The organism is Nocardioides aquiterrae (assembly GCF_039526625.1).
Classification (GTDB): domain Bacteria; phylum Actinomycetota; class Actinomycetes; order Propionibacteriales; family Nocardioidaceae; genus Nocardioides; species Nocardioides aquiterrae.
In genome coordinates this window covers 94,389-112,663 of the sequence record NZ_BAAAJE010000014.1, presented here as the reverse complement: position 1 = coordinate 112,663, position 18,275 = coordinate 94,389, and the positions used below count along the sequence as shown (strand labels likewise).

The window sequence follows — 18,275 nt, the reverse complement described above, 5'->3', positions numbered from 1 at the left end:
CCGTCTCAACTGGAACGTGTTCTAGTTTGGCACACCGGTCACTGCGTGTCGATCTTCGACACCAGCCACCCGTGGTCCGTGTGCACGACCGTCACCAGCGCGCGGTACTGCGCGTAGTCGGTCTTCGGCTGCCCGGCGACGGTCTTCTCGACGTACTGGTTGAGGAAGAGCAACGCCTGCACCTGCGACGGCGACGCCTGCACCACGCTCTGGCCGACCGCCTTCACCTGGAGCCGGGTCCGCTGCGCGATGAACCGGTCGCGGATGCCGTCGGCGGTCTGCTGGTACTGCTCGGCGAACGTGTCGGTCATCTTCTGCGTCGCCTGCTGGACCTGGTCGTCGTAGCCGTCGTACGTCGTGGAGAGGATCTCCTCGGTCGAGCGGGCCGCGGTCTCGACGGCCTCGGCGCGGGTCGCGTCGCCGACCACCACGGGCCGCGACGGCGAGACGGTCGGGGTGTCGTCGCGGGTCAGGTACCAGGCCTCGAGGCCGCCGACGACGAGCAGCACCACGATCGCGACGAGCAGCGCGATCGTCCGAACCCGGCCCCCGTCGGTCGAGCTCGTCGAGACCTCCGCACCGTCGGGTCCTGCCTCGGCTTCCGGGGTCTCGACCGGCTCGACCACCGGGTGCGTCTGGCTCGCGATCTTGCGGGGCCGTCCGGACGGGTTGCGGGAGCCCAGCCCGCGGGAGGGGGTCATCCGACGAACTCCAGGTTCGAGGTGAGCCACCGGTCGCCGACCTTCTGCAGGTCCAGCTTGAGCCGGAAGTACCGCGCGACCTTCTGGTTGTCCGTCGAGCGGTTGGCGACCGTGCCGGTGGTCGCCGCGAGCACGGTCGCGCTGTCGGCGTCCACGTCGACGACCCCGGCCCAGAGCACCTGGCCGTCCATCACCGACTGCTCGCGCTCGAGCACCTTCACGACGCTGTCGGTGGAGGTGTCGTACTGCTTGCGGAAGTCGCCGGTCGCTCCGGCGGCCACCGCGTCGATGCTGTCCTGGGCGTTGCGGTAGTCGATGTTGATGAACGCCGTCACCTCCGTGCGCGCGGCGGCCAGCACCTCGCCGTACCGCTCCTGCTCCGCGGCGACCCGCTGGTCGTCGCGGTGCTGCTGCACGACCAGCACGCCCCCGAACACGCAGGCGCAGGCGAGCAGGAGCGCCAGCACGAAGAGACCGATGTCGAGGCGGACCCGAGTACCGCCAGCGGTCACCGGCTGGTCACCGGCCCCACCAGCAGCCACTTCCATGCGTCCCCTCCCAGGATCGACAGGTTGCCCTGATCGAGGAAGCGTACGGGGTCGCCGTGGTCATCGACGGCACCCGACACGATTCCCGTCTCCGGGTCGTACGACGACCGGTAGACCGCACCCGGATCGCCGTGCCGGGTGTTCTGCGGCGAGTGCGGGGTCCCGCGCATCACGTACGGCGGCCCGCTCCGGCACTGCGCGGGGTAGATCGGCGCGTCGGTCAGGTCGCGCGGCGACCGCCACTGGCTGGGCGGCTTGTACCCGTCGGTGCACGGCGGCTGCCGGTAGTCCATCTGCATGTTCACGTGGCCGTAGCCGTCCGGCGGCGTACCCGTGAAGCCCGACGAGATCACGCGCGGGTAGGTGACCAGCAGCTGCTCCACGCCCGCCAGGTTCGAGACCACGACCTGGTTGACGCTCACCGCGTTGCCGAGGAGGACCGGCAGGGTCGGCTCCAGGTCCTGCAAGAGTACGTCGACCTCGCGGGCCGCGCCCGGGGTGTCGGTGAGCACCCGGTCGAGATCGTCGTCGCTGGCGGCCAGCGCGCCGGTGAGGGCGTGCAGGTTGCGCGCGAGGCTGCGGATGTTCTCGCGCTGGCCCTGCTGCGTCGAGAGCACGCGCTCGCCGCGGTCGAGCAGCCGGATCGTGTCGGCGGTGTGCAGGGACGCCTGGCGGACGAACTCGCTGCCGCTGTCCAGCAGCCGCTGGAGCGGACGGCCGGTGTCGTCGAACATGGTGCCGAGCTCGCGGACCACCGTGGTCAGGTTCCGCTTGTCGACCGACCCGACGAACCTGTCGAGCTCGACCAGCAGGTCGCCCTCGTCCACGGGGAGCGAGTCCTGGCCACCGTGGAAGGTGTAGCCGGCCTCGGCGTACGGGCCCTCGTCGTCCGGGGGCTCGAAGTCGAGGTACTGCTCCCCCACCGCGGACAGGTTGTGCACGTACATCGGGGCGTCCTCGGGCAGCCGGGTGCCGTCCTGGAGCGCGAGCGTGAGGTCCACGCCGTCGGCGGTGGCGTTCATCGCCGAGACCTTGCCGATCTTCACGCCGCGGTAGGTCACCTCGCTGCCCTCGAACAGGCCACCGGAGGTGGGCAGGGTCGCGTGCACGGTGATGCCGCGCCCGAGCACCCGGTCCACGAGGCCGAGGTAGGACCCGGCCATGTAGACGATCCCGACCGCGCTCAGCACGAGGAACGCCGCGATGCGGATCTTCACGCCGTGGCTCATGCGGGGCCTCCGAACAGCGCGGCCGGGCTCGGTGCCGGGCTCGGGGTGCCGTCGGCCAGGGCGCGCCCGAGCAGCCCGCCGGCCCCTCCGCCGACCCCTCCGCCGAGCAGCCCGCCGAGGGGTCCGCCGGCGCCGGGGAGCGCCTCGACGATCGTGCAGACCGGGTTGCCGTCGTACCGCTTCTTCTTGCACTCCTTCTTCAGCTTCTCGACCAGGTCGGCGCTGCCGAGGACCTTCTGGCAGGGCTTGCTTTGGAGGTCACCGCTCCGGAGGCACTTCGTCACGGCGTCGACGACCTGGCCGGGGTCGGGCACGACGGGCGGGACGCCGCCGCCTTCCTGGCCGGTCGGGATGATGTTCTCGAGGCTGATGTCGGCGCGGATCGAGGTGTTGGCGTAGTCGCCCTTGACGATCTCGGACGCCTCCTTCGGGAACGGGAAGCTCACCAGCAGGTTCAGGCCGGGCGCCAGCTTGTCGCCGGCCTCGTACAGCCGCTGGAGCACCGGCTGGAGGTGGTCCAGCGACTCGAGGATGTTCTCCTTGCTCTGGCCGATGACCCGGGTGCCGACCGCGCCCAGCCGGTCCAGCGACCGCAGCATCGAGATCAGCTGGTCGTGCTGTGACGCCAGCACCTCGATCGCCGGCCCCATCACGTCCAGCGCGCCGGTGATCGTCTTCTTCTCGCTGTTCAGCGTCGCCGTGAGGTGGGCGACGGCGTCCATCGCGTCGACGATGTCGTTCTTCTGGGCGTCGATCGTGCCGACTACGTTGTCGAGCGAGCCGAGCAGGTGGCGGAGCCGGTCCGTGCGGCCGTCCATGACCGCGTTCAGCTCGTGGGTGATCGTGCCGAGCTGCTCGACGCCGCCGCCGCTGAGCAGGAACGACAGGGCGCCCAGCACCTCCTCGACCTCGGGGTTGCGGCCGGTGTCGGCGAGCGGGATGTGGTCGCCCTCGGACAGCGTCCCGCTCGCCCCACTCGGCGGCGGCTCGAGGGCGACGTACTTCTCGCCGAGGAGGCTGACCTGGCGGATCTCGGCGATCGCGTTGTCCGGCAGATCCACGTCGTTCTTCACCCGGAGCGTGACCTCGGCGTGCCAGCCGACCCTCGTCACGTCCGTGACCTCGCCGACGGTGACGTCGTCGACCATGACCGGCGACTTGGGGACGACGTTGAGGATGTCGCGGAACTCGGCCGTCACCTGGAACGAGTTGCCCTCGTCGACGGGGCCGCCCGGCAGCGGCAGGTCGTAGGCGCCGTCGAACTTGCAGCCGCTCGCGGTGACCGCCAGGGCCGTGAGCAGCGCGAACGCCGGGAGCACGCGCCTCATGAGCGGCCCCCCATCAGCGCGCCGAGCGAGCCGCCGCCGCCGGCGGCGTACTGCTGGACCTGGTTGAGCCCGCTCGACCCGCCCGGCGACCGGCCCGACGACCGGCCCTGCTCGGACGGCGGCCCGGTGGGGACCTGGCTCACGACCGGCTCCAGGAGCTGCTTGAACAGCTTGCAGGCCAGGTCCGCACTGGCCTGCGGCAGGCCGGCCTGCTGCACGACCCCGCAGAGGAAGCCGTCGGCGTCCCAGACGTTGCCGCTGATGCCGATCCGCGAGCCGATCGTGCCGGTCTGGTTGTTGAACGCCAGCGCCAGGTTGCCGATCGCGGTCGGGCCCACCCGCAGCGCCGTGTCCAGGCTGGTCTTCTCGGAGTTGATCGTCTTCATCACCCGGGTCAGCCGCTCCACGCTGTCGACCAGCCGGGCGCGGTTGTCGTGCACGAAGGCCTGCACGGTGCCGACCGCCTGCGCGACGGAGGCGAGGGCCTGCCGGATCTCGGTCCGCTCACCGGCGAGCTGGCCCGAGACGCGGGCGAGGTCCTTGATGAACGCGGTCACGAACCGGTCGTTCCGCGCCAGCGTGGTGGTGAACTGCGCGAGCTGCTTGACGGTCTCGAACAGCGGGCCGGCGCCGGTCCCGAAGGTCTCGGCGGCGGCGGCGAGCCGGGTCAGCATCCGGTTGCCGAGCGCGCCCTTGCCGTCCAGGGCGTGCGCGCCGGCCGCGAGCACGTGGTCGAGCGTGCCGTCCTTGTTCACGCCGTTCGGGCCGAGCGCCTCGGACAGGTCGCGCAGGCTGGCGTAGATGCGGTCCAGCTCGACCGGCACGCCGGTGTCCGGCAGCGCGATGTCCGCGCCGTCGGCCAGCACCCGGTCGCCCGGCTCGTACGCCGGGGTGAGCTGGACGAACCGGTCCGCGACCAGCGTCGGCGTCACGATGACGGCCTTCGCGTCCGCGGGCACCCGGTACTTCGCGTCGTACTCGATGTCCACGCGGACCGAGTTGCCCTCCGGCACCACCGCGGTGACCCGGCCGACGTTGACGCCGAGGATGCGCACGTCGCTGCCCTGGTAGATGCTGACCGCCCGTGGGAAGTGGGCGGTGACCGTCTTCGTCCGCGTGTCGTCGCGGAGGAACACGAAGTAGGTCCCCGCCAGCAGCAGCACGGCGAGGGCCACCGCGATGGCGCGCCCGCTGACCCTGCTCAGGACGTTCACTGCCCCTCCTGGAAGCCGGGCTGGAACTCGCCGGTCGGGATCGCCGCGAGGTTCGACGCGTAGGCGTCGAACCACGGCCCGGTGCCGATGATGTTGCCCAGGATCGAGACGTAGGGGCCGAGGGCGTTCAGGGTGGCCTTCAGCTGCTTGTCCTTGCTGTTGAGCAGCGCGAGCAGGTCGTCGACCTCCTTCAGCGCCGGGCCCATCTGGGCCTGGTTGTCCTGCGCGACCCCCTTCAGCTGGTCGGCGAGCTCGCGCGCGTTGACCAGCAGCAGGTGGATGGCCTGCCTGCGCTGCCGCACCTCCTGCAGCACCAGGTCGCCGTGCTTCATCAGGTCGACGAGGTCCTGGCCGCGGGCGGCGAGCACCTTGCTGACGCTCTGCGAGCTCGTCAGCAGCGCCTGGATCTGGTCGTCCCGCGAGGCCACGCTCTGCGAGAGGCGGGCGATGCCCTCGAAGCTCGACCGGATCTCCGGCGCGGCCTGGTTGGTCGTGTCCGCGACGACGTCCAGGGCCTTCGCGAGTTGCCCGGTGTCGATCCGCTCGGTGGTCTGGGTGAGGTCGCTGAAGACGCCGACGATGTCGTACGCCGACTGCGTGCGGTCCAGCGGGATCACGTCGTCCTCGGGCATCTGGCCCTCGCCCGCGGGCTGGAGGTCGAGGTACTTCTCCCCCAGCAGGTTGAGCACCTCGATCGACGCCCGGCTCTCGGGGCCGAAGTCCACCCCCTTGTCGACGTCGAAGGTGACCAGCACCTTGTTGCTGTCCTCGAGGCTGACGTCCTGCACGCGGCCGACCCGGATCCCGCCGACCTGGACCATGTTGCCGACGTGCAGGCCGCTGGCGTCGCTGAACTCGGCGCGATAGGTGCCGCCCTTGAAGCCGGGGAACTGCGAGAGGTTGAAGGCCGCCGCCATCACCAGCAGCATCGCGACCACGGTGATCGCGCCCAGCCGGAGGATGCGGGCGTCGCTGTAGGACCTCGTGACGCTCATGGTGCCGTCGCTCCGTTGCAGCGGGGGGCGGTGGAGTGGAAGTCGAGGTGGTCGAGCTGCTTCATGAGCTGCTTGACGCCGGGCAGGGCGCCGAGCGCGGCGGGCAGCGTGATCCGGCCGCTGAAGCCGCAGATGTAGTAGCTGTACCAGGACCCGTAGGTGCCGGTCCGGGTCTGGTCCGTCATCGACTCGGGCAGCCGGTCGAGCAGGTCGACCAGGTTGGCACTGTTCTTCTTCTGGTTCAGCAGGGCGGCGAGCTTCCGCAGCTTCGCGATGTCGGACTTCACCAGCGGCCGGCCCTGCCGCAGCAGGTCGGCGACCACGACGGTGAGGTCGGAGATGTTGTCGATCGAGGACCCGATCACCTTCCGGTCCCGGGCCAGGTCGGCCATCCAGTTCTTCAGCCCGACGACGAGGTCGCTCAGCTGCTGGTGCCGGCTGTCGACGGTCTGGAGGGTCTGCGTCAGGTTGTCGACCACGCGCCCGATCAGCTGGTCGCGGTCGGCGAGCGTGTTCGTGAGCGAGGCGGTCTTGGCGAGCAGGCTCTGGACCGTGCCGCCCTCGCCCTGGAGCACCTGGACGAGGTTCATGCTCAGGTCGTTGACCTGCTGCGGGTTCAGCGCCTGGAAGAGCGGCTGGAAGCCGTTGAACAGCACGGTCAGGTCCAGCGCCGGCTTCGTCTGGCCGATCGGGATGGTGCCGCCGTCCTCCAGCGGCGCGGCGTCCTGGTCCGCGCCCTCCTCGAGGGCCAGGTAGCGGTCGCCGACCAGGTTCAGGTAGCGGATCTCCGCGCGCGAGGCCGTCGTGAGCGGCACGTCCGCGGCCACCTTGAACGTCACCAGCGCCTCGGTGCGGTCGTAGTGCTCGACCTTCTTCACTTCGCCGACGCTCACGCCGGCGACCCGGACGTCGTCGCCCTTCTGCAGCATCGACGCGGTGCTGAAGACCGCCCGGTAGGTCGACTGGTCGCCGAAGCCGAAGTTGCCCATGATCACCGCGAGCAGGCCGGTGACCAGGATCGAGACCAGCGTGAAGACGCCCAGCTTGATGCCGGCGGCGATCGTCGTCGAGTTCCTGCTCACCTCGCGTCCACCCCCTCGCGCAGGAGCGGCCCGAACATCAGCGCGCCGAGCGACCCGAAGCTGTCTGCGGAGGCGCCGGTCCGCTGGGCGAGCAGTGCGTTGACGATCTGCTGCTCCCCCGCGGACCCGGAGTAGTCGACGCCGGGGCGGTTCAGGCCGAGGTAGTCCGGGACCGGCGACGTCGGCGGGTGCTCGTCGATGTCGCTGCCCTGCTTGAGCGCGAGGCGCGGCGACGGCACGGGCGGGTTCGGCAGCCCCAGGCACCACGGCCCGTGGCCGACCTCGCCGTACTTCGGCTGGTCGCTCTTGTCGTAGGCGTTGTACTGCGGGGCGCCGAACTCGATGTACTGCTTGACCTGGTTGCCCTCGAACGTCCGCGCCAGCCGGGGCGCGTAGCGGGCGGCGCCCTTGATCAGGCACGGCAGCTCGGGCGAGTACACCGCGAGCAGGCGCAGCACCGGCTCGGTGACCTGCCCGACCCGGATCAGGTTCGCGGAGTTCTGGCTCAGCACCCGGCTGGACGTGTCCGCGAGCCCGCCGAGGTCGGAGAAGAACGTGCTCAGCTGCTGCTTGTCGGCCACGATCGTCCGGCCGGTCACCGTCACGTTGCGCAGCACCGCGAGCAGGTCGGGCGCGGCGCCGTCGTACGTGCGGGCGACGTCGGCCAGCTTGACCAGGTCGGTGCGGAGCGTGGGCAGGTGGTCGTCGATCCGGCCGAGGTAGTCGTCGAGCTGGTCCATGGTGCGGCCCAGCTGCTCGCCGCGGCCGGCCAGCGCGGTGGACAGGGCGTTGAGCGTCGCGTTCAGGTCCGCCGGGCGGATCGAGCGCAGCAGCGGGAAGAGCCGGTTGAGGATCCGGCTCAGCTCGACGTTGGTCTCCACCCGGTCGGCGGGGATGACGTCGCCGCTCTCCAGGGGCGTCTTCGACGGGTCGTCGGGCACGACGAGCGAGACGAACTTCTGGCCGAACAGCGTGGTGGGCAGGATCTGCACCGACACGTTGTCGGGGATCTGCTCGGCCTCGTCCGGGTCGAGGGCGACGGTGATCAGCGCCTGGTCGCCCTGCTGGTCGACCTTGCGGACCTGGCCGACGAGCGCGCCGTTGACGCGGACGTCGCCGAACTTCGCGAGCTGGAGGCCGGCCCGGTCGGCCTGGATGGTGACGGTCGTGACCCGATCGAACGTCTTGTCGTAGACGGCGATGGACAGCCCGATGAGCAGCGCGATCACGGTCAGGAACGCGACGCCGGCGACCAGCAGCCGCCGGTGCTCCCGGGGGCTGTCGTGGTAGATGTTGACCAGCATCGCCGCGGCTACCCCGTGATCCGGACGGTGGTGGTGGAGCCCCAGATCGCGAAGCTGAGGAAGAAGTCGGCGACGACGATCGTCACGATGCTGGTGCGGATCGCGCGGCCCACGGCCATGCCGACGCCCGCCGGTCCCCCGGACGCCGTGTAGCCGTAGTAGCAGTGGACGACGATCACCGCGACCGCGAGGAACAGCAGCTTGAAGAACGACCAGAGCATGTCGATCGGCGGCAGGAACTGCAGGAAGTAGTGGTCGTAGGTGCCCGGCGACTGCCCGTAGATCAGCGTCGTGATCAACCGCGGCGACAGGTACGACGCGGACAGCGCCACGATGTACAGCGGGATCACCGCGACGAATGCCGCGATCATCCGGGTGGTGACCAGGAACGGCAACGACGGGATGCCCATCACCTCGAGTGCGTCGATCTCCTCCGAGATGCGCATCGCGCCGAGCCGGGCGGTGTAGCCGCAGCCCACGGTCGCGGCCAGCGCGATCGCCGAGACCAGCGGGGCCACCTCGCGGGTGTTGAAGTACGCCGAGATGAACGCGCTGAACTTCGCGACGCCGATCTGGCTGAGCGACGCGTAGCCCTGGATCCCGACCTCGGTGCCGGCGAAGAACGCCAGGAACGCGATCACACCGACGGTGCCGGCGATCAGGGTCAGGCCCCCGGCGCCGAACGTCACCTCGGCGAGCGTGTTGACGATCTCGCGGGGGTACCGCTTGATCGCCCGCGGGGTCCACGCGAGCGCCTTGACGTAGAACAGCAGCTGGTCGCCGTAGGTCTCCAGGGAGTCGCGGCGCCCCTTGACGAAGGAGCTGCCCATCGCAGCGATGCTCGCCATGTCACAACCCCGGCGGCGGGACGACCTGGAAGTAGATCGCCGTGATGATGGCGTTGAGGAAGAACAGCAGCATGAACGCGACGATCACGGACTCGTTGACGGCGCGGCCCACCCCGCTCGGCCCGCCGCCGGCGTTCAGGCCCTTGTAGGCGCCGACGATCGCGGCCAGCCAGCCGAAGACGATCGCCTTGACCATCGAGATGTAGAGGTCCGGCAGGCTCGCGAGCACGGTGAAGTTCGCGAGGAACGCGCCGGCGGAGCCGCCCTGCACGATCACGGTGAAGAAGTAGCCGCCGCCGATGCCGGCCGCGATCACGATGCCGTTGATCATCGCGGCCACGAACATGGTCGCGACCACGCGCGGCACCACCAGCCGCTCGAGCGGGTCGACGCCGAGGACCTCCATGGCGTCGATCTCCTCGCGGATCTTGCGGGCGCCCAGGTCCGAGCAGATCGCGGAGCCGGCGGCGCCGGCGATGATCAGCGCCGCGGCGATCGGAGCGGCCTCGCGGACGGTGGCGAGGACGGCGGTGGCGCCCGCGAACGACTGGGCGCCGAGCTGGCCGGTGAGGTTGCCGACCTGGAGCGAGATGACCGCGCCGAACGGAATCGAGACGAGGATCGTCGGCATCAGCGTGACGCTGGTGATGAACCAGGCCTGCTCGACGAACTCCCGGAACTGGAAGGGGCGGGTGAAGATCCGCTTGGTGACCTCGACGACCATCGCTGCGATCTCGCCGGGGCCGCGGATCACCGACACGGCAGAGAACGCCATCCCTCACCTCCCCTGGACCACTGGCTGTGTCTAGACAGCCCGCACAGAGTAGAACGTGTTCTCGTTTGAGGCAACGAGCGTCCACTCCGTGTAGAACGGGTTCTCCCGACCCGGTCAACGACGCTCCTCCCCGGGGGTGACGTGCACGAAACGTGGGCTGGACCGCCCCTCCTACGATGTCCGCGTGGACAGGGAGGTGTGGTCGTCGTTCACCCACGACCCGCGGGACGCTCGGTTCGCCGGCATCCGTGCCTCCGACAGTGACCGCGAGACCGTACGGCAGGTGCTCGCCGAGGCGTACGCCGACGGCCGGCTCGACCGCGACGAGTTCGACGAGCGCAGCGACCGGGTCCGGTCGGTGCGGGTGCTCGGTGACCTGAACCCCCTGCTCGCCGACCTGGTCGCGCCGCAGCCCCGTCCCGGCCGCAGCCTCGCGCACGTCTCGCGCGCCGAGATCGAGGCGATGGCCGAGCGGCACTGGCGGTCCAAGCGGCGTGAGGCGTCCTTCTCGTTCCTCGGCGCCAGCCTGGTCACCACCGCGATCTGGTTCGCGACCTCGTGGCGGCAGGGCGGCTTCGACCCGTACTTCTTCTGGCCCGCGTTCGTGATCGCGCTCAGCCTGCTCAACCTGGTGCGGACGGCGATGTCGCACGACGAGATCGTCGAGAGCGAGATCCGGCGCCTGGAGAAGCAGCGCGACAAGCAGCAGCGCCCCGGCTGGCCGCGATGGTGAGCCTGCGCGCGCACGCGGCGACCCTGCGCCGGCACCCGTCCGCGGTGCTGCTGGCCGCCCAGCTCGTCGCGGTGCTCGCCTACCCCTTCCTCGACCAGGAGGCGTGGGGCCGGGCCGTGGTCGGCACCGTGCAGCTCGCGATCGTGCTGGCGGCCCTGGCCGCGGTGCGCCGGACCCCGGCGCTGACGTGGGTCGCGGTGCTGATCGCCGCGCCGGCGATGGTGCTGACGGTCCTCGAGGCGCTGCAACCCGACAGCGCCGCGCTCGGGCTGACGTCGGCCGCCCTGCACGCGCCGTTCTACTTCTACATCTCCTACGCGATGATCCGGTACCTCTTCCACGACGACCGGGTCACCCGGGACGAGCTGTTCGCGACCGGGGCCGCCTTCACGGTGGTCGCCTGGGGGTTCGCGTACGTGTTCGCCGCCTGCCAGGCGATCTGGCCGGCCTCCTTCATCGGCGCGGCCGGCGACGGCCCGCGGAGCTGGTTCGAGCTGCTGTTCCTGTCGTTCAGCACGCTCACGAGCGTCGGCCTCTCCGACGTCGTACCGATCGGCGCCCACGCGCGCTCGCTGGTGATGGTCGAGATGGTGGCCGGCGTGTTCTACGTGGCGCTCGTGGTCGCCCGCCTGGTGAGCCTCGCCGTAGTGCGGCAGCGCCCGGAGTCTTGACCGGCGCCGTAATATGCCGACAAATATCGTCGGTGAAGATGGGTACCAGGCGTCGATCATGGGGATCAGCACGACCGCCGCGGCTTGGACCGGACGGAGAGAAGAGCGACGCCAGCGCGCGGTGGACAGCCTCGCGCTCGATCCCGGGCGCGACGCCCGGTTCAACCGGATCACCCGGCTCGCCCGGACCGCTCTCCGAGTCGACTGGTCGTCGATCACCGTCCTGGACCGGGACCGCGCGTTCTTCCCCGGCGCCGACGGCTTCGACATCACCGAGATGGCCCGCCAGGACACCTTCTGCGACCGCACGACCGAGGACGACCGGCTGACGCTGGTCGAGGACGCGACCCGCGATCCGCGGTACGCCGAGCTCCCGGCCGTGCTCGACTCCGGCATCCGGTTCTACGCCGGCGTGCCGCTGCGGGACTCCCTCGGCAACAACGTGGGGGTGTTCTGCGTCTACGACACCGAGCCGCGGACGCTCAGCGACGACGAGCTCGAGTCCTTCCAGGACCTGGCGGCCTGGGCGGAGCAGGAGCTGGTGGCGTCCTCCGAGCGGGCCCAGGCCGGGATGATCCAGGCCGCGCTGCTCCCAGCCGCCCCGGTGCGCGTCGACGACTGGGACGTCAACGGCGCCTGCCTGCCCGCGCTGGCCGTGGGCGGCGACTTCTACGACTACGGCGCCAGCCAGGGTGTGTTGCACCTCGGACTGGGTGACGTGATGGGCAAGGGTGCGGGCGCCGCCATGGTCGGCGCCGGCGTGCGCACGACCATGCGCGCCACCCACCAGGCGGTGGTGGCGGGCGCGGACCTCGGCACCGTCACCACCGAGGTCGCGGCGGCTCTGGAGACCGACCTGGACCGGGCCGGGTCCTTCGCCTGCGTCTTCCAGGCGGCCCTCGACCTCGCCGACGGCACCCTGCGGTACGTCGACGCCGGACTGGGACTCGCCCTGGTGGTGCGGGCCGACGGCACCCACGAGCGGCTCACCGCCCGGGACCGGCCGATCGGGCTGCTCCCCGACGACCACTGGACCGAGCAGTCCACCGTGCTCGCCCCGGGTGACCGGCTGCTGGTGTTCAGCGACGGCCTGGTCGACCTCCTCGACGACCCGGTCGCGTGGGAGGAGCCGGTCGCCGCGCTGGTCGCCGAGCACGCCGAGGCGGCTGCGCTGCTGTCCAGCATCGCCGAGCTGGCGGCGGAGCGCGTCGCGACCGACGACGTGACCGCGCTGGCCGTCTTCCGCCGGGGCGAGGGAGGCGCATGAGCCGACGCCTGCTGCTGATCCGCGGCATCGTCCTCGTCACGGCGATCCTCGGGATCAACTACGTGGTCTGGCGATGGCTCTTCTCGGTGCACTGGGGCGCCTGGTGGATCGCGGTGCCCCTGGTGGTCGCCGAGACGTACAGCCTCATCGACTCGCTGCTCTTCGGGATGACCGTGTGGCGGCTCAAGGAACGCGGCGATCCGCCGCCCGCCCCGCCCGACCTGACGGTGGACGTGCTCATCGCGACCTACAACGAGCCCATCGAGCTGGTGATGGCCACCGCGCGCGCCGCTCGGGAGATCCGGTACCCGCACGAGACGTGGATCCTCGACGACGGCGACCGGGCCGAGCTGCGCGCGGCCGCGGAGGCCGAGGGCATCGGCTGGATCACCCGGTCGGCCGACTGGTCGGGCATGCCGCGGCACGCCAAGGCCGGCAATCTCAACAACGCGCTCCTCCAGACCGAGGGCGAGTTCCTGCTGATCCTCGACGCCGACCAGGTGCCGCTCCCCGAGATCCTCGACCGCACGCTCGGGTACTTCACCGATGAGCGGATGGCGCTGGTGCAGACGCCCCAGTGGTTCGTGAACGTCCCCGCAAGCGACCCCCTCGGGAGCCAGGCGCCGCTGTTCTACGGCCCGATCCAGCAGGGCAAGGACGGGTGGAACGCGGCGTTCTTCTGCGGGTCCAACGCGGTGATCCGCCGCGACGCGCTGATGCAGCTCGGCGTGAGCCGCTACGCACACGAGATCGAGGTCGCCGTGCACCGGGCGCTGCGCACCGCCCGCTCGGTCATCCGCGAGGCGCTCAAGAACACCGACCCCGACCAGCACGAGGTCCGCCAGGCGCTCGGCGAGATCCAGTACGACATCGACCGCGCCGGCCGAGAGCTGGCGCGCGACGTCGCGCTGTCGGACGTCACCTTCCGCTTCCAGCAACGGGTCTCGTCGATCCGCCGGCGGATGGTCGCCGCGGACCTCCGCACCCTCCACGAGGACCTGGCCGTGATCGCCACGCTGGACCGGCTCGCCGACGACCCGGACACCACGCTGGCGGACGTCGACGAGTCCGTGCTCGCGCAGATGGCGCACCGGGACTGGTCGCCGCTGGGGGCCGTCGAGACCGTCGAGGCCCTGGTCCGTGCGGTCGACATCGACCGCGCCGGCGAGGCCCAGCCGATCATGCCGCTGGCGACGATCTCGGTCACCGAGGACATGGCGACCTGCATGCGCCTGCACGGGATGGGCTGGCGGACGGCGTACCACGACGAGGTGCTCGCCCACGGCCTTGCGCCCGAGGACCTCCCGACGATGCTGACCCAGCGCCTGCGCTGGGCGCAGGGCACGGTCCAGGTGATGTTCCGGGAGAACCCGCTCGTGCAGCGCCGGCTCTCCTGGCCGCAGCGGCTGATGTACTTCGCGACGATGTGGAGCTACCTGTCCGGCTTCGCCGCGCTGGTCTACATCGGTGCGCCCGTCGTGTACCTCACGCTCGGCGTGCTGCCGGTGCAGGCGCTGAGCACGGACTTCTTCCTCCGGCTGGTGCCGTTCCTGGTCGTCAACCAGCTGCTGTTCTTCGTGGTCGCCAACGGCCGTCCCACGTGGCGGGGCCAGCAGTACTCGCTCGCGCTGTTCCCGGTCTGGATCAAGGCGTTCACCTCGGCGTTCGGGAACGTGTACCGCGGCCGCACGCTCGACTTCGCGGTCACCAAGAAGACGCGGACCGAGCACGAGGGTCCGCGGTGGGACCTCGTGCGCCCGCAGCTGATCGCGATGGGCCTGCTGGCCCTCGCGGTCGTGATCGGCGGGGTGCGGCTGGCGGTCGGCCAGGCGACGCCGTTCGGCACCGCGTTCAACATCGTCTGGGTCCTCTTCGACCTGCTCATCTTCTCGATCATCATCCGGGCTGCCCGCTACCGCGGCTACGAACCCGCCACCCCGCACGCAACGGAGGAACGCCATGAGTGAGTTCGACGTCCGCACCACCGACGACGGGGTCGGGGTGGTCACGCCACGGGGCCGGCTCACCATGGTGACGGCCCGGCGGTTCCGTGAGGTCATCACCGAGCTGGTGGCGGCCGGCACCACCCGGGTCGTGGTCGACCTCGCCGAGACGACGTTCCTCGACTCCTCCGCCCTCGGGGCGCTCGTCGGCGGGCTCAAGGCCGCCCGGCTGGCCGGCGGCGACCTCCGGATCGCCCGTCCGACACCGGCCGTGCTCAGCGTCTTCGAGCTCACGAACATGGACCGGGTGCTGCGCCCCCGCGACAGCGTCGAGGGCGCTTTCGATGTCTGACCGCGTCACGATCGGCGCACCGGCGACGCCCGCCAGCATCGAGCTGGTGCAGACGGCGCTCGCCACCCTCTGGGAGCAGCAGCCCGGGGTCACGGCGCGGGACCGGATGCGCTTCGAGACCGCGCTCGTCGAGGTCGTCGGCAACGTCGTCGAGCACGCCTACGCCCTCGACCAGGGCACGACGCCCGGCTCGCGCCAGCTCGAGCTCGAGATCTCGGTCGACGACAGCACGATCATCGCCCTCCTCTCCGACGACGGGCGCCCGGCCGACATCGACCTCGGCGCCGTGACGATGCCCGACCCCGAGGCGGAGTCCGGGCGCGGCCTGGCTCTCGCGATCGCCGCCCTCGACGACCTCCGCTACGTCCACGCGGACGGGCGCAACCAGTGGACGCTCATCTGCGTGCGGGTGCGCCCGTGACCCGACGTCTCCTCGGGACCCTCCTGCTGGCCCTGCTGGCCGCCCTGGTCGGCGTGCCGGCGGCGGCCGCCGACGACCCGGTCAGACCCGAGCCCGGGGCCCCGTGGTTCGGGCCCGGGCTGGACAGCGGCACCGGCGAGGAGCGCACCCCCGAGCAGTACGCCGACGGGCTGGGCCTGGACCCGTCCCTGGTGACGATCCACGTCGGCTACCCGCTGGCCGAGGACGACGTCAGCCACCTCGAGGACGAGACGCGCCGGATCGCCGCGATCGGGGCGGTCGTCGTGCTCGACGTCGAGCCGGAGGTCCCTCTCGCCGACCTCACGCGCGACGATGCGACCACCCTGGCCGCCCATGTCGCCGAGGCCGAGACGGAGCTCGACAGCCAGGTCCTGGTCCGCTTCGCCCCGGAGATGAACGGCTCCTGGCGAGCGTGGGGTCAGCAGCCGACGGCGTACACCCGAGCCTTCCGCGACCTCGCCGACGTGCTCCACACCCACACGGAGCGGGCCCGGACCGTGTGGTCACCGGTCTACGGATCGGGCTACCCGTTCACTCTCGACCAGGGCGCCGACTCGGACCTCGGCGACGAGATCGACCGGGTCGCCGACGAGCTCGACACGAGCGGCGACGGGCAGGTCACCGAGGCCGACGACCCGTACGGGCCGTACTACCCCGGTGACGGCGCCGTCGACTGGGTCGGCCTCTACCTCTACCGGCTCGGCCAGTCCCAGGGGGTCGAGGGCAACACCGTGCCCGACGCCGACGAGTACGAGCGCCGGCTCGCCGAGGACTGGGGGTACGCCGACCCCGCGGGCCGGGACTCGTTCTACGACCGGTTCGCCGCCGGTCACGGCAAGCCGATGCTGGTGGAGACCGGCGCCCTCTACGACCCGTCGGTCGAGGGCGCGGCGGAGCTCGACCTCAAGCGGGCCTGGTGGCGCCAGGTCCTGGCCGCGACCAGCTCCCACCCGCTGATCGGCGGCATCAGCTGGCTGGAGGTGGAGCGGGTCGAGCCCGAGGTCGACGACCGGCCCGTCGACTGGCGCGCGACGCACACCGGCGCGCTCACCCGGGCGCTGCGCGCCGACCTGCGCTCGGCCGGCGTCACCCTCGGACCGGTCACCGAGCGGCTCGACCAGGACGCGGGCAACGCCGCCACCGCCCAGGGCCGGCTCCCCGGCGCCGACGACGCCGGGGACGAGATGGGGTGGATCGTCTTCTGTGCGGCGCTCCTCGCGATCGCCTTCGTGGTCGCCGGGGCGGTCGGGCGCTGGGTCCCGTCCTGGCGCTACCCGCACGAGCGCGACCCGCGGGACCAGCGTCTCGACCTGTTCCGCGGCTGGATCATCCTCACCGTCGTCCTCACCCACACCGAGCTCGCCAGCCCGTACTCCTACGTCAGCCTCAACGCGATCGGCGCGATCACGGGCGCCGAGATGTTCGTGCTGCTCTCCGGGATCGTGCTGGGCATGATCTACGAGCCGACCGTCCGCAAGCTCGGCGAGAAGGCCACCGCGGTCGTCATGCTCAAGCGGGCGCGGAAGCAGTACCTCGTGGCGCTCGTCGTGGTGCTCCTCGTCTTCGTCATCGGGCTGCTCCCGCTCGTCGACGCCACGGTGATCACGACCTTCACCGACCGGGGCACCGGGCAGGGCGGCCAGGCGGACGCCGGCCGGGTCTACGACCTGTACGCCAACGCGCACCACCTCTTCGACTACCCGCCGCCGTGGTACGCCGTGGAGCAGCTGCTGCTGCTGCAGATGGGTCCGTGGGTCTTCAACATCATGGGCCTGTTCGTGGTCCTCAGCCTGGCCCTGCCGCTGCTCATGTGGTTCATCCGCCGGCGGATGTGGTGGCTGGTGCTCGCGGTGTCCTGGGCGCTGTTCGTGCTCCAGGCGCGGTACGACTGGACGGTGCTGCCCTCGCAGTTCGAGGCGGTCTTCCCGATCCTCACCTGGCAGATCGCCTTCACCCACGGCCTGGTGATCGGGTACTACCGCACGCGGCTGACCGGGTGGCTGACGTCGCTCCCCGGCAGGATCGCCTGCACCGTCTTCGTGCTCGGGTACGCCGGCGCCCTCGTCTGGCTCTGGGCGGCCCACGCCCACGGCGTGCCGTCACCGTTCGAGCCCGGCACCTACGACTACCTCTACGCGCACGCCTACACCCGGGTGTTCCTCCAGCCCGGCCGGCTCCTCGACCTGGCGCTGGTGATCGTGGTCGCCTACGCGGTCCTGACCGCGCTCTGGAAGCCGGTCAACGCGGCCGTCGGCTGGTTCTGGACGCCCCTGGGCGCCGCGAGCCTGTACGTCTTCGTCGTGCACGTCTTCTTCGTGCTGGCGATCGCGAACATCCCCGGCCTGGACCGGGACAGCGTCTGGCAGGGCACGGTGATCCACACCGCCGAGATCCTGCTGATCTGGCTGATGGTGCGGAAGAAGTTCCTCTTCTCGGTCATCCCCCGCTGACCGGCCGGTCCCTCTTCGGCAGCTTCGCCACGACCAGCCGGTACGACTCGTCCACGGCCTCGAGCAGCTCGTCGTCGGGGATCGCGCCGCCGAGCGCCAGGGTGTTCCAGCCCGACCGGCCGATGTAGCGCATCACCGTCGCGTCGTCCGGGTAGCGGTCCAGCCACTCGTCGGCGACCTCCCGGGTCGCCCCGCCCTTCACGCCGACGGTGTCGGCCCCAAGGAACGCGAAGATCTTGCCCCGCTCCCCCGGCCCCACCTTGATCACGGGGTACTCGTGGTCCCACGGGAAGTCCGGCCAGGCGCCCGGCAGGTCCAGGCAGTACGCGCGCATCCGCTCGACGTCCACGGCAGGAACGTACGCCGCGCCGCCCGTCCTGCGAAGATGGGCGG

At 70.9% G+C, this 18,275-nt stretch carries 18 protein-coding genes; 7 read left to right on the top strand and 11 right to left on the bottom strand.

Annotation, left to right across the window (positions count from 1 at the left end):
- Positions 1 to 38: 38 nt before the first annotated feature.
- From ABD086_RS14050 to ABD086_RS14005, 10 genes are read right to left on the bottom strand one after another with little or no spacing between them, the layout of a single operon-like run.
- Positions 39 to 701 (bottom strand): hypothetical protein, encoded by a 663-nt coding sequence (locus ABD086_RS14050; protein ID WP_343908185.1) that lies wholly within the window; start codon positions 699 to 701, stop codon positions 39 to 41.
- Positions 698 to 1,249 carry a hypothetical protein gene (locus ABD086_RS14045; RefSeq protein WP_343908184.1) on the bottom strand — a complete coding sequence of 184 codons (552 nt, stop codon included), beginning with the start codon at positions 1,247 to 1,249 and terminating at the stop codon, positions 698 to 700. The genes ABD086_RS14050 and ABD086_RS14045 overlap by 4 nt, the downstream gene beginning before the upstream one ends.
- Positions 1,210 to 2,478: an MlaD family protein gene (locus tag ABD086_RS14040; RefSeq protein ID WP_343908183.1), complete on the bottom strand. Its 1,269-nt coding sequence runs from the start codon at positions 2,476 to 2,478 to the stop codon at positions 1,210 to 1,212. Before ABD086_RS14040 ends, ABD086_RS14045 begins: the two co-directional genes overlap by 40 nt.
- Positions 2,475 to 3,806 carry an MCE family protein gene (locus ABD086_RS14035; RefSeq protein ID WP_343908182.1) on the bottom strand — a complete coding sequence of 444 codons (1,332 nt, stop codon included), beginning with the start codon at positions 3,804 to 3,806 and terminating at the stop codon, positions 2,475 to 2,477. The genes ABD086_RS14040 and ABD086_RS14035 overlap by 4 nt, the downstream gene beginning before the upstream one ends.
- Positions 3,803 to 5,020 carry an MCE family protein gene (locus tag ABD086_RS14030; protein ID WP_343908181.1) on the bottom strand — a complete coding sequence of 406 codons (1,218 nt, stop codon included), beginning with the start codon at positions 5,018 to 5,020 and terminating at the stop codon, positions 3,803 to 3,805. Before ABD086_RS14030 ends, ABD086_RS14035 begins: the two co-directional genes overlap by 4 nt.
- A complete protein-coding gene (locus ABD086_RS14025; RefSeq protein ID WP_343908180.1) occupies positions 5,017 to 6,015 on the bottom strand; it encodes an MCE family protein in 999 nt (332 codons plus the stop codon). The genes ABD086_RS14030 and ABD086_RS14025 overlap by 4 nt, the downstream gene beginning before the upstream one ends.
- Complete coding sequence (locus ABD086_RS14020; RefSeq protein WP_343908179.1) at positions 6,012 to 7,097, bottom strand: MCE family protein; 1,086 nt, start codon at positions 7,095 to 7,097, stop codon at positions 6,012 to 6,014. The genes ABD086_RS14025 and ABD086_RS14020 overlap by 4 nt, the downstream gene beginning before the upstream one ends.
- Positions 7,094 to 8,401, bottom strand: a complete 1,308-nt coding sequence (locus ABD086_RS14015; protein ID WP_343908178.1) for an MCE family protein — start codon at positions 8,399 to 8,401, stop codon at positions 7,094 to 7,096. Before ABD086_RS14015 ends, ABD086_RS14020 begins: the two co-directional genes overlap by 4 nt.
- 8 nt (positions 8,402 to 8,409) lie before the next feature.
- Positions 8,410 to 9,249, bottom strand: coding sequence for an MlaE family ABC transporter permease (locus ABD086_RS14010; RefSeq protein ID WP_343908177.1), 840 nt, complete (start codon positions 9,247 to 9,249; stop codon positions 8,410 to 8,412).
- A gap of 1 nt (position 9,250) precedes the next feature.
- On the bottom strand, positions 9,251 to 10,024 hold the full coding sequence (locus ABD086_RS14005) for an MlaE family ABC transporter permease (RefSeq protein WP_343908176.1): 774 nt from the start codon (positions 10,022 to 10,024) through the stop codon (positions 9,251 to 9,253).
- A 184-nt stretch (positions 10,025 to 10,208) separates the two neighbouring features.
- Here ABD086_RS14005 and ABD086_RS14000 point away from each other — a divergent pair, with 184 nt between their 5' ends.
- The 7 genes from ABD086_RS14000 (at position 10,209) to opgC (ending at position 17,882) form a co-directional block, all read left to right on the top strand.
- Positions 10,209 to 10,757, top strand: a complete 549-nt coding sequence (locus ABD086_RS14000; protein WP_343908175.1) for a DUF1707 SHOCT-like domain-containing protein — start codon at positions 10,209 to 10,211, stop codon at positions 10,755 to 10,757.
- On the top strand, positions 10,751 to 11,428 hold the full coding sequence (locus tag ABD086_RS13995) for a potassium channel family protein (protein WP_343908174.1): 678 nt from the start codon (positions 10,751 to 10,753) through the stop codon (positions 11,426 to 11,428). The genes ABD086_RS14000 and ABD086_RS13995 overlap by 7 nt, the downstream gene beginning before the upstream one ends.
- 121 nt (positions 11,429 to 11,549) lie before the next feature.
- A complete protein-coding gene (locus ABD086_RS13990; RefSeq protein WP_343908173.1) occupies positions 11,550 to 12,695 on the top strand; it encodes a PP2C family protein-serine/threonine phosphatase in 1,146 nt (381 codons plus the stop codon).
- Entirely contained in the window at positions 12,692 to 14,662 is a 1,971-nt protein-coding gene (locus ABD086_RS13985; protein WP_343908172.1) for a glycosyltransferase, read from the top strand. Before ABD086_RS13990 ends, ABD086_RS13985 begins: the two co-directional genes overlap by 4 nt.
- Positions 14,655 to 14,990: an STAS domain-containing protein gene (locus tag ABD086_RS13980; RefSeq protein WP_343908171.1), complete on the top strand. Its 336-nt coding sequence runs from the start codon at positions 14,655 to 14,657 to the stop codon at positions 14,988 to 14,990. Before ABD086_RS13985 ends, ABD086_RS13980 begins: the two co-directional genes overlap by 8 nt.
- Complete coding sequence (locus ABD086_RS13975) at positions 14,983 to 15,411, top strand: ATP-binding protein (protein ID WP_343908170.1); 429 nt, start codon at positions 14,983 to 14,985, stop codon at positions 15,409 to 15,411. Before ABD086_RS13980 ends, ABD086_RS13975 begins: the two co-directional genes overlap by 8 nt.
- The gene (gene opgC / locus ABD086_RS13970; protein WP_343908169.1) at positions 15,408 to 17,882 is read left to right on the top strand and encodes an OpgC domain-containing protein; all 2,475 of its coding nucleotides are present in this window, start codon (positions 15,408 to 15,410) and stop codon (positions 17,880 to 17,882) included. The genes ABD086_RS13975 and opgC overlap by 4 nt, the downstream gene beginning before the upstream one ends.
- On the opposite strand, the gene ABD086_RS13965 is transcribed toward opgC, so the two are convergent.
- Positions 17,869 to 18,231, bottom strand: a complete 363-nt coding sequence (locus tag ABD086_RS13965; protein WP_343908168.1) for an MmcQ/YjbR family DNA-binding protein — start codon at positions 18,229 to 18,231, stop codon at positions 17,869 to 17,871. The two genes, opgC and ABD086_RS13965, sit on opposite strands and share 14 nt — an antisense overlap.
- Positions 18,232 to 18,275 lie beyond the last annotated feature (44 nt).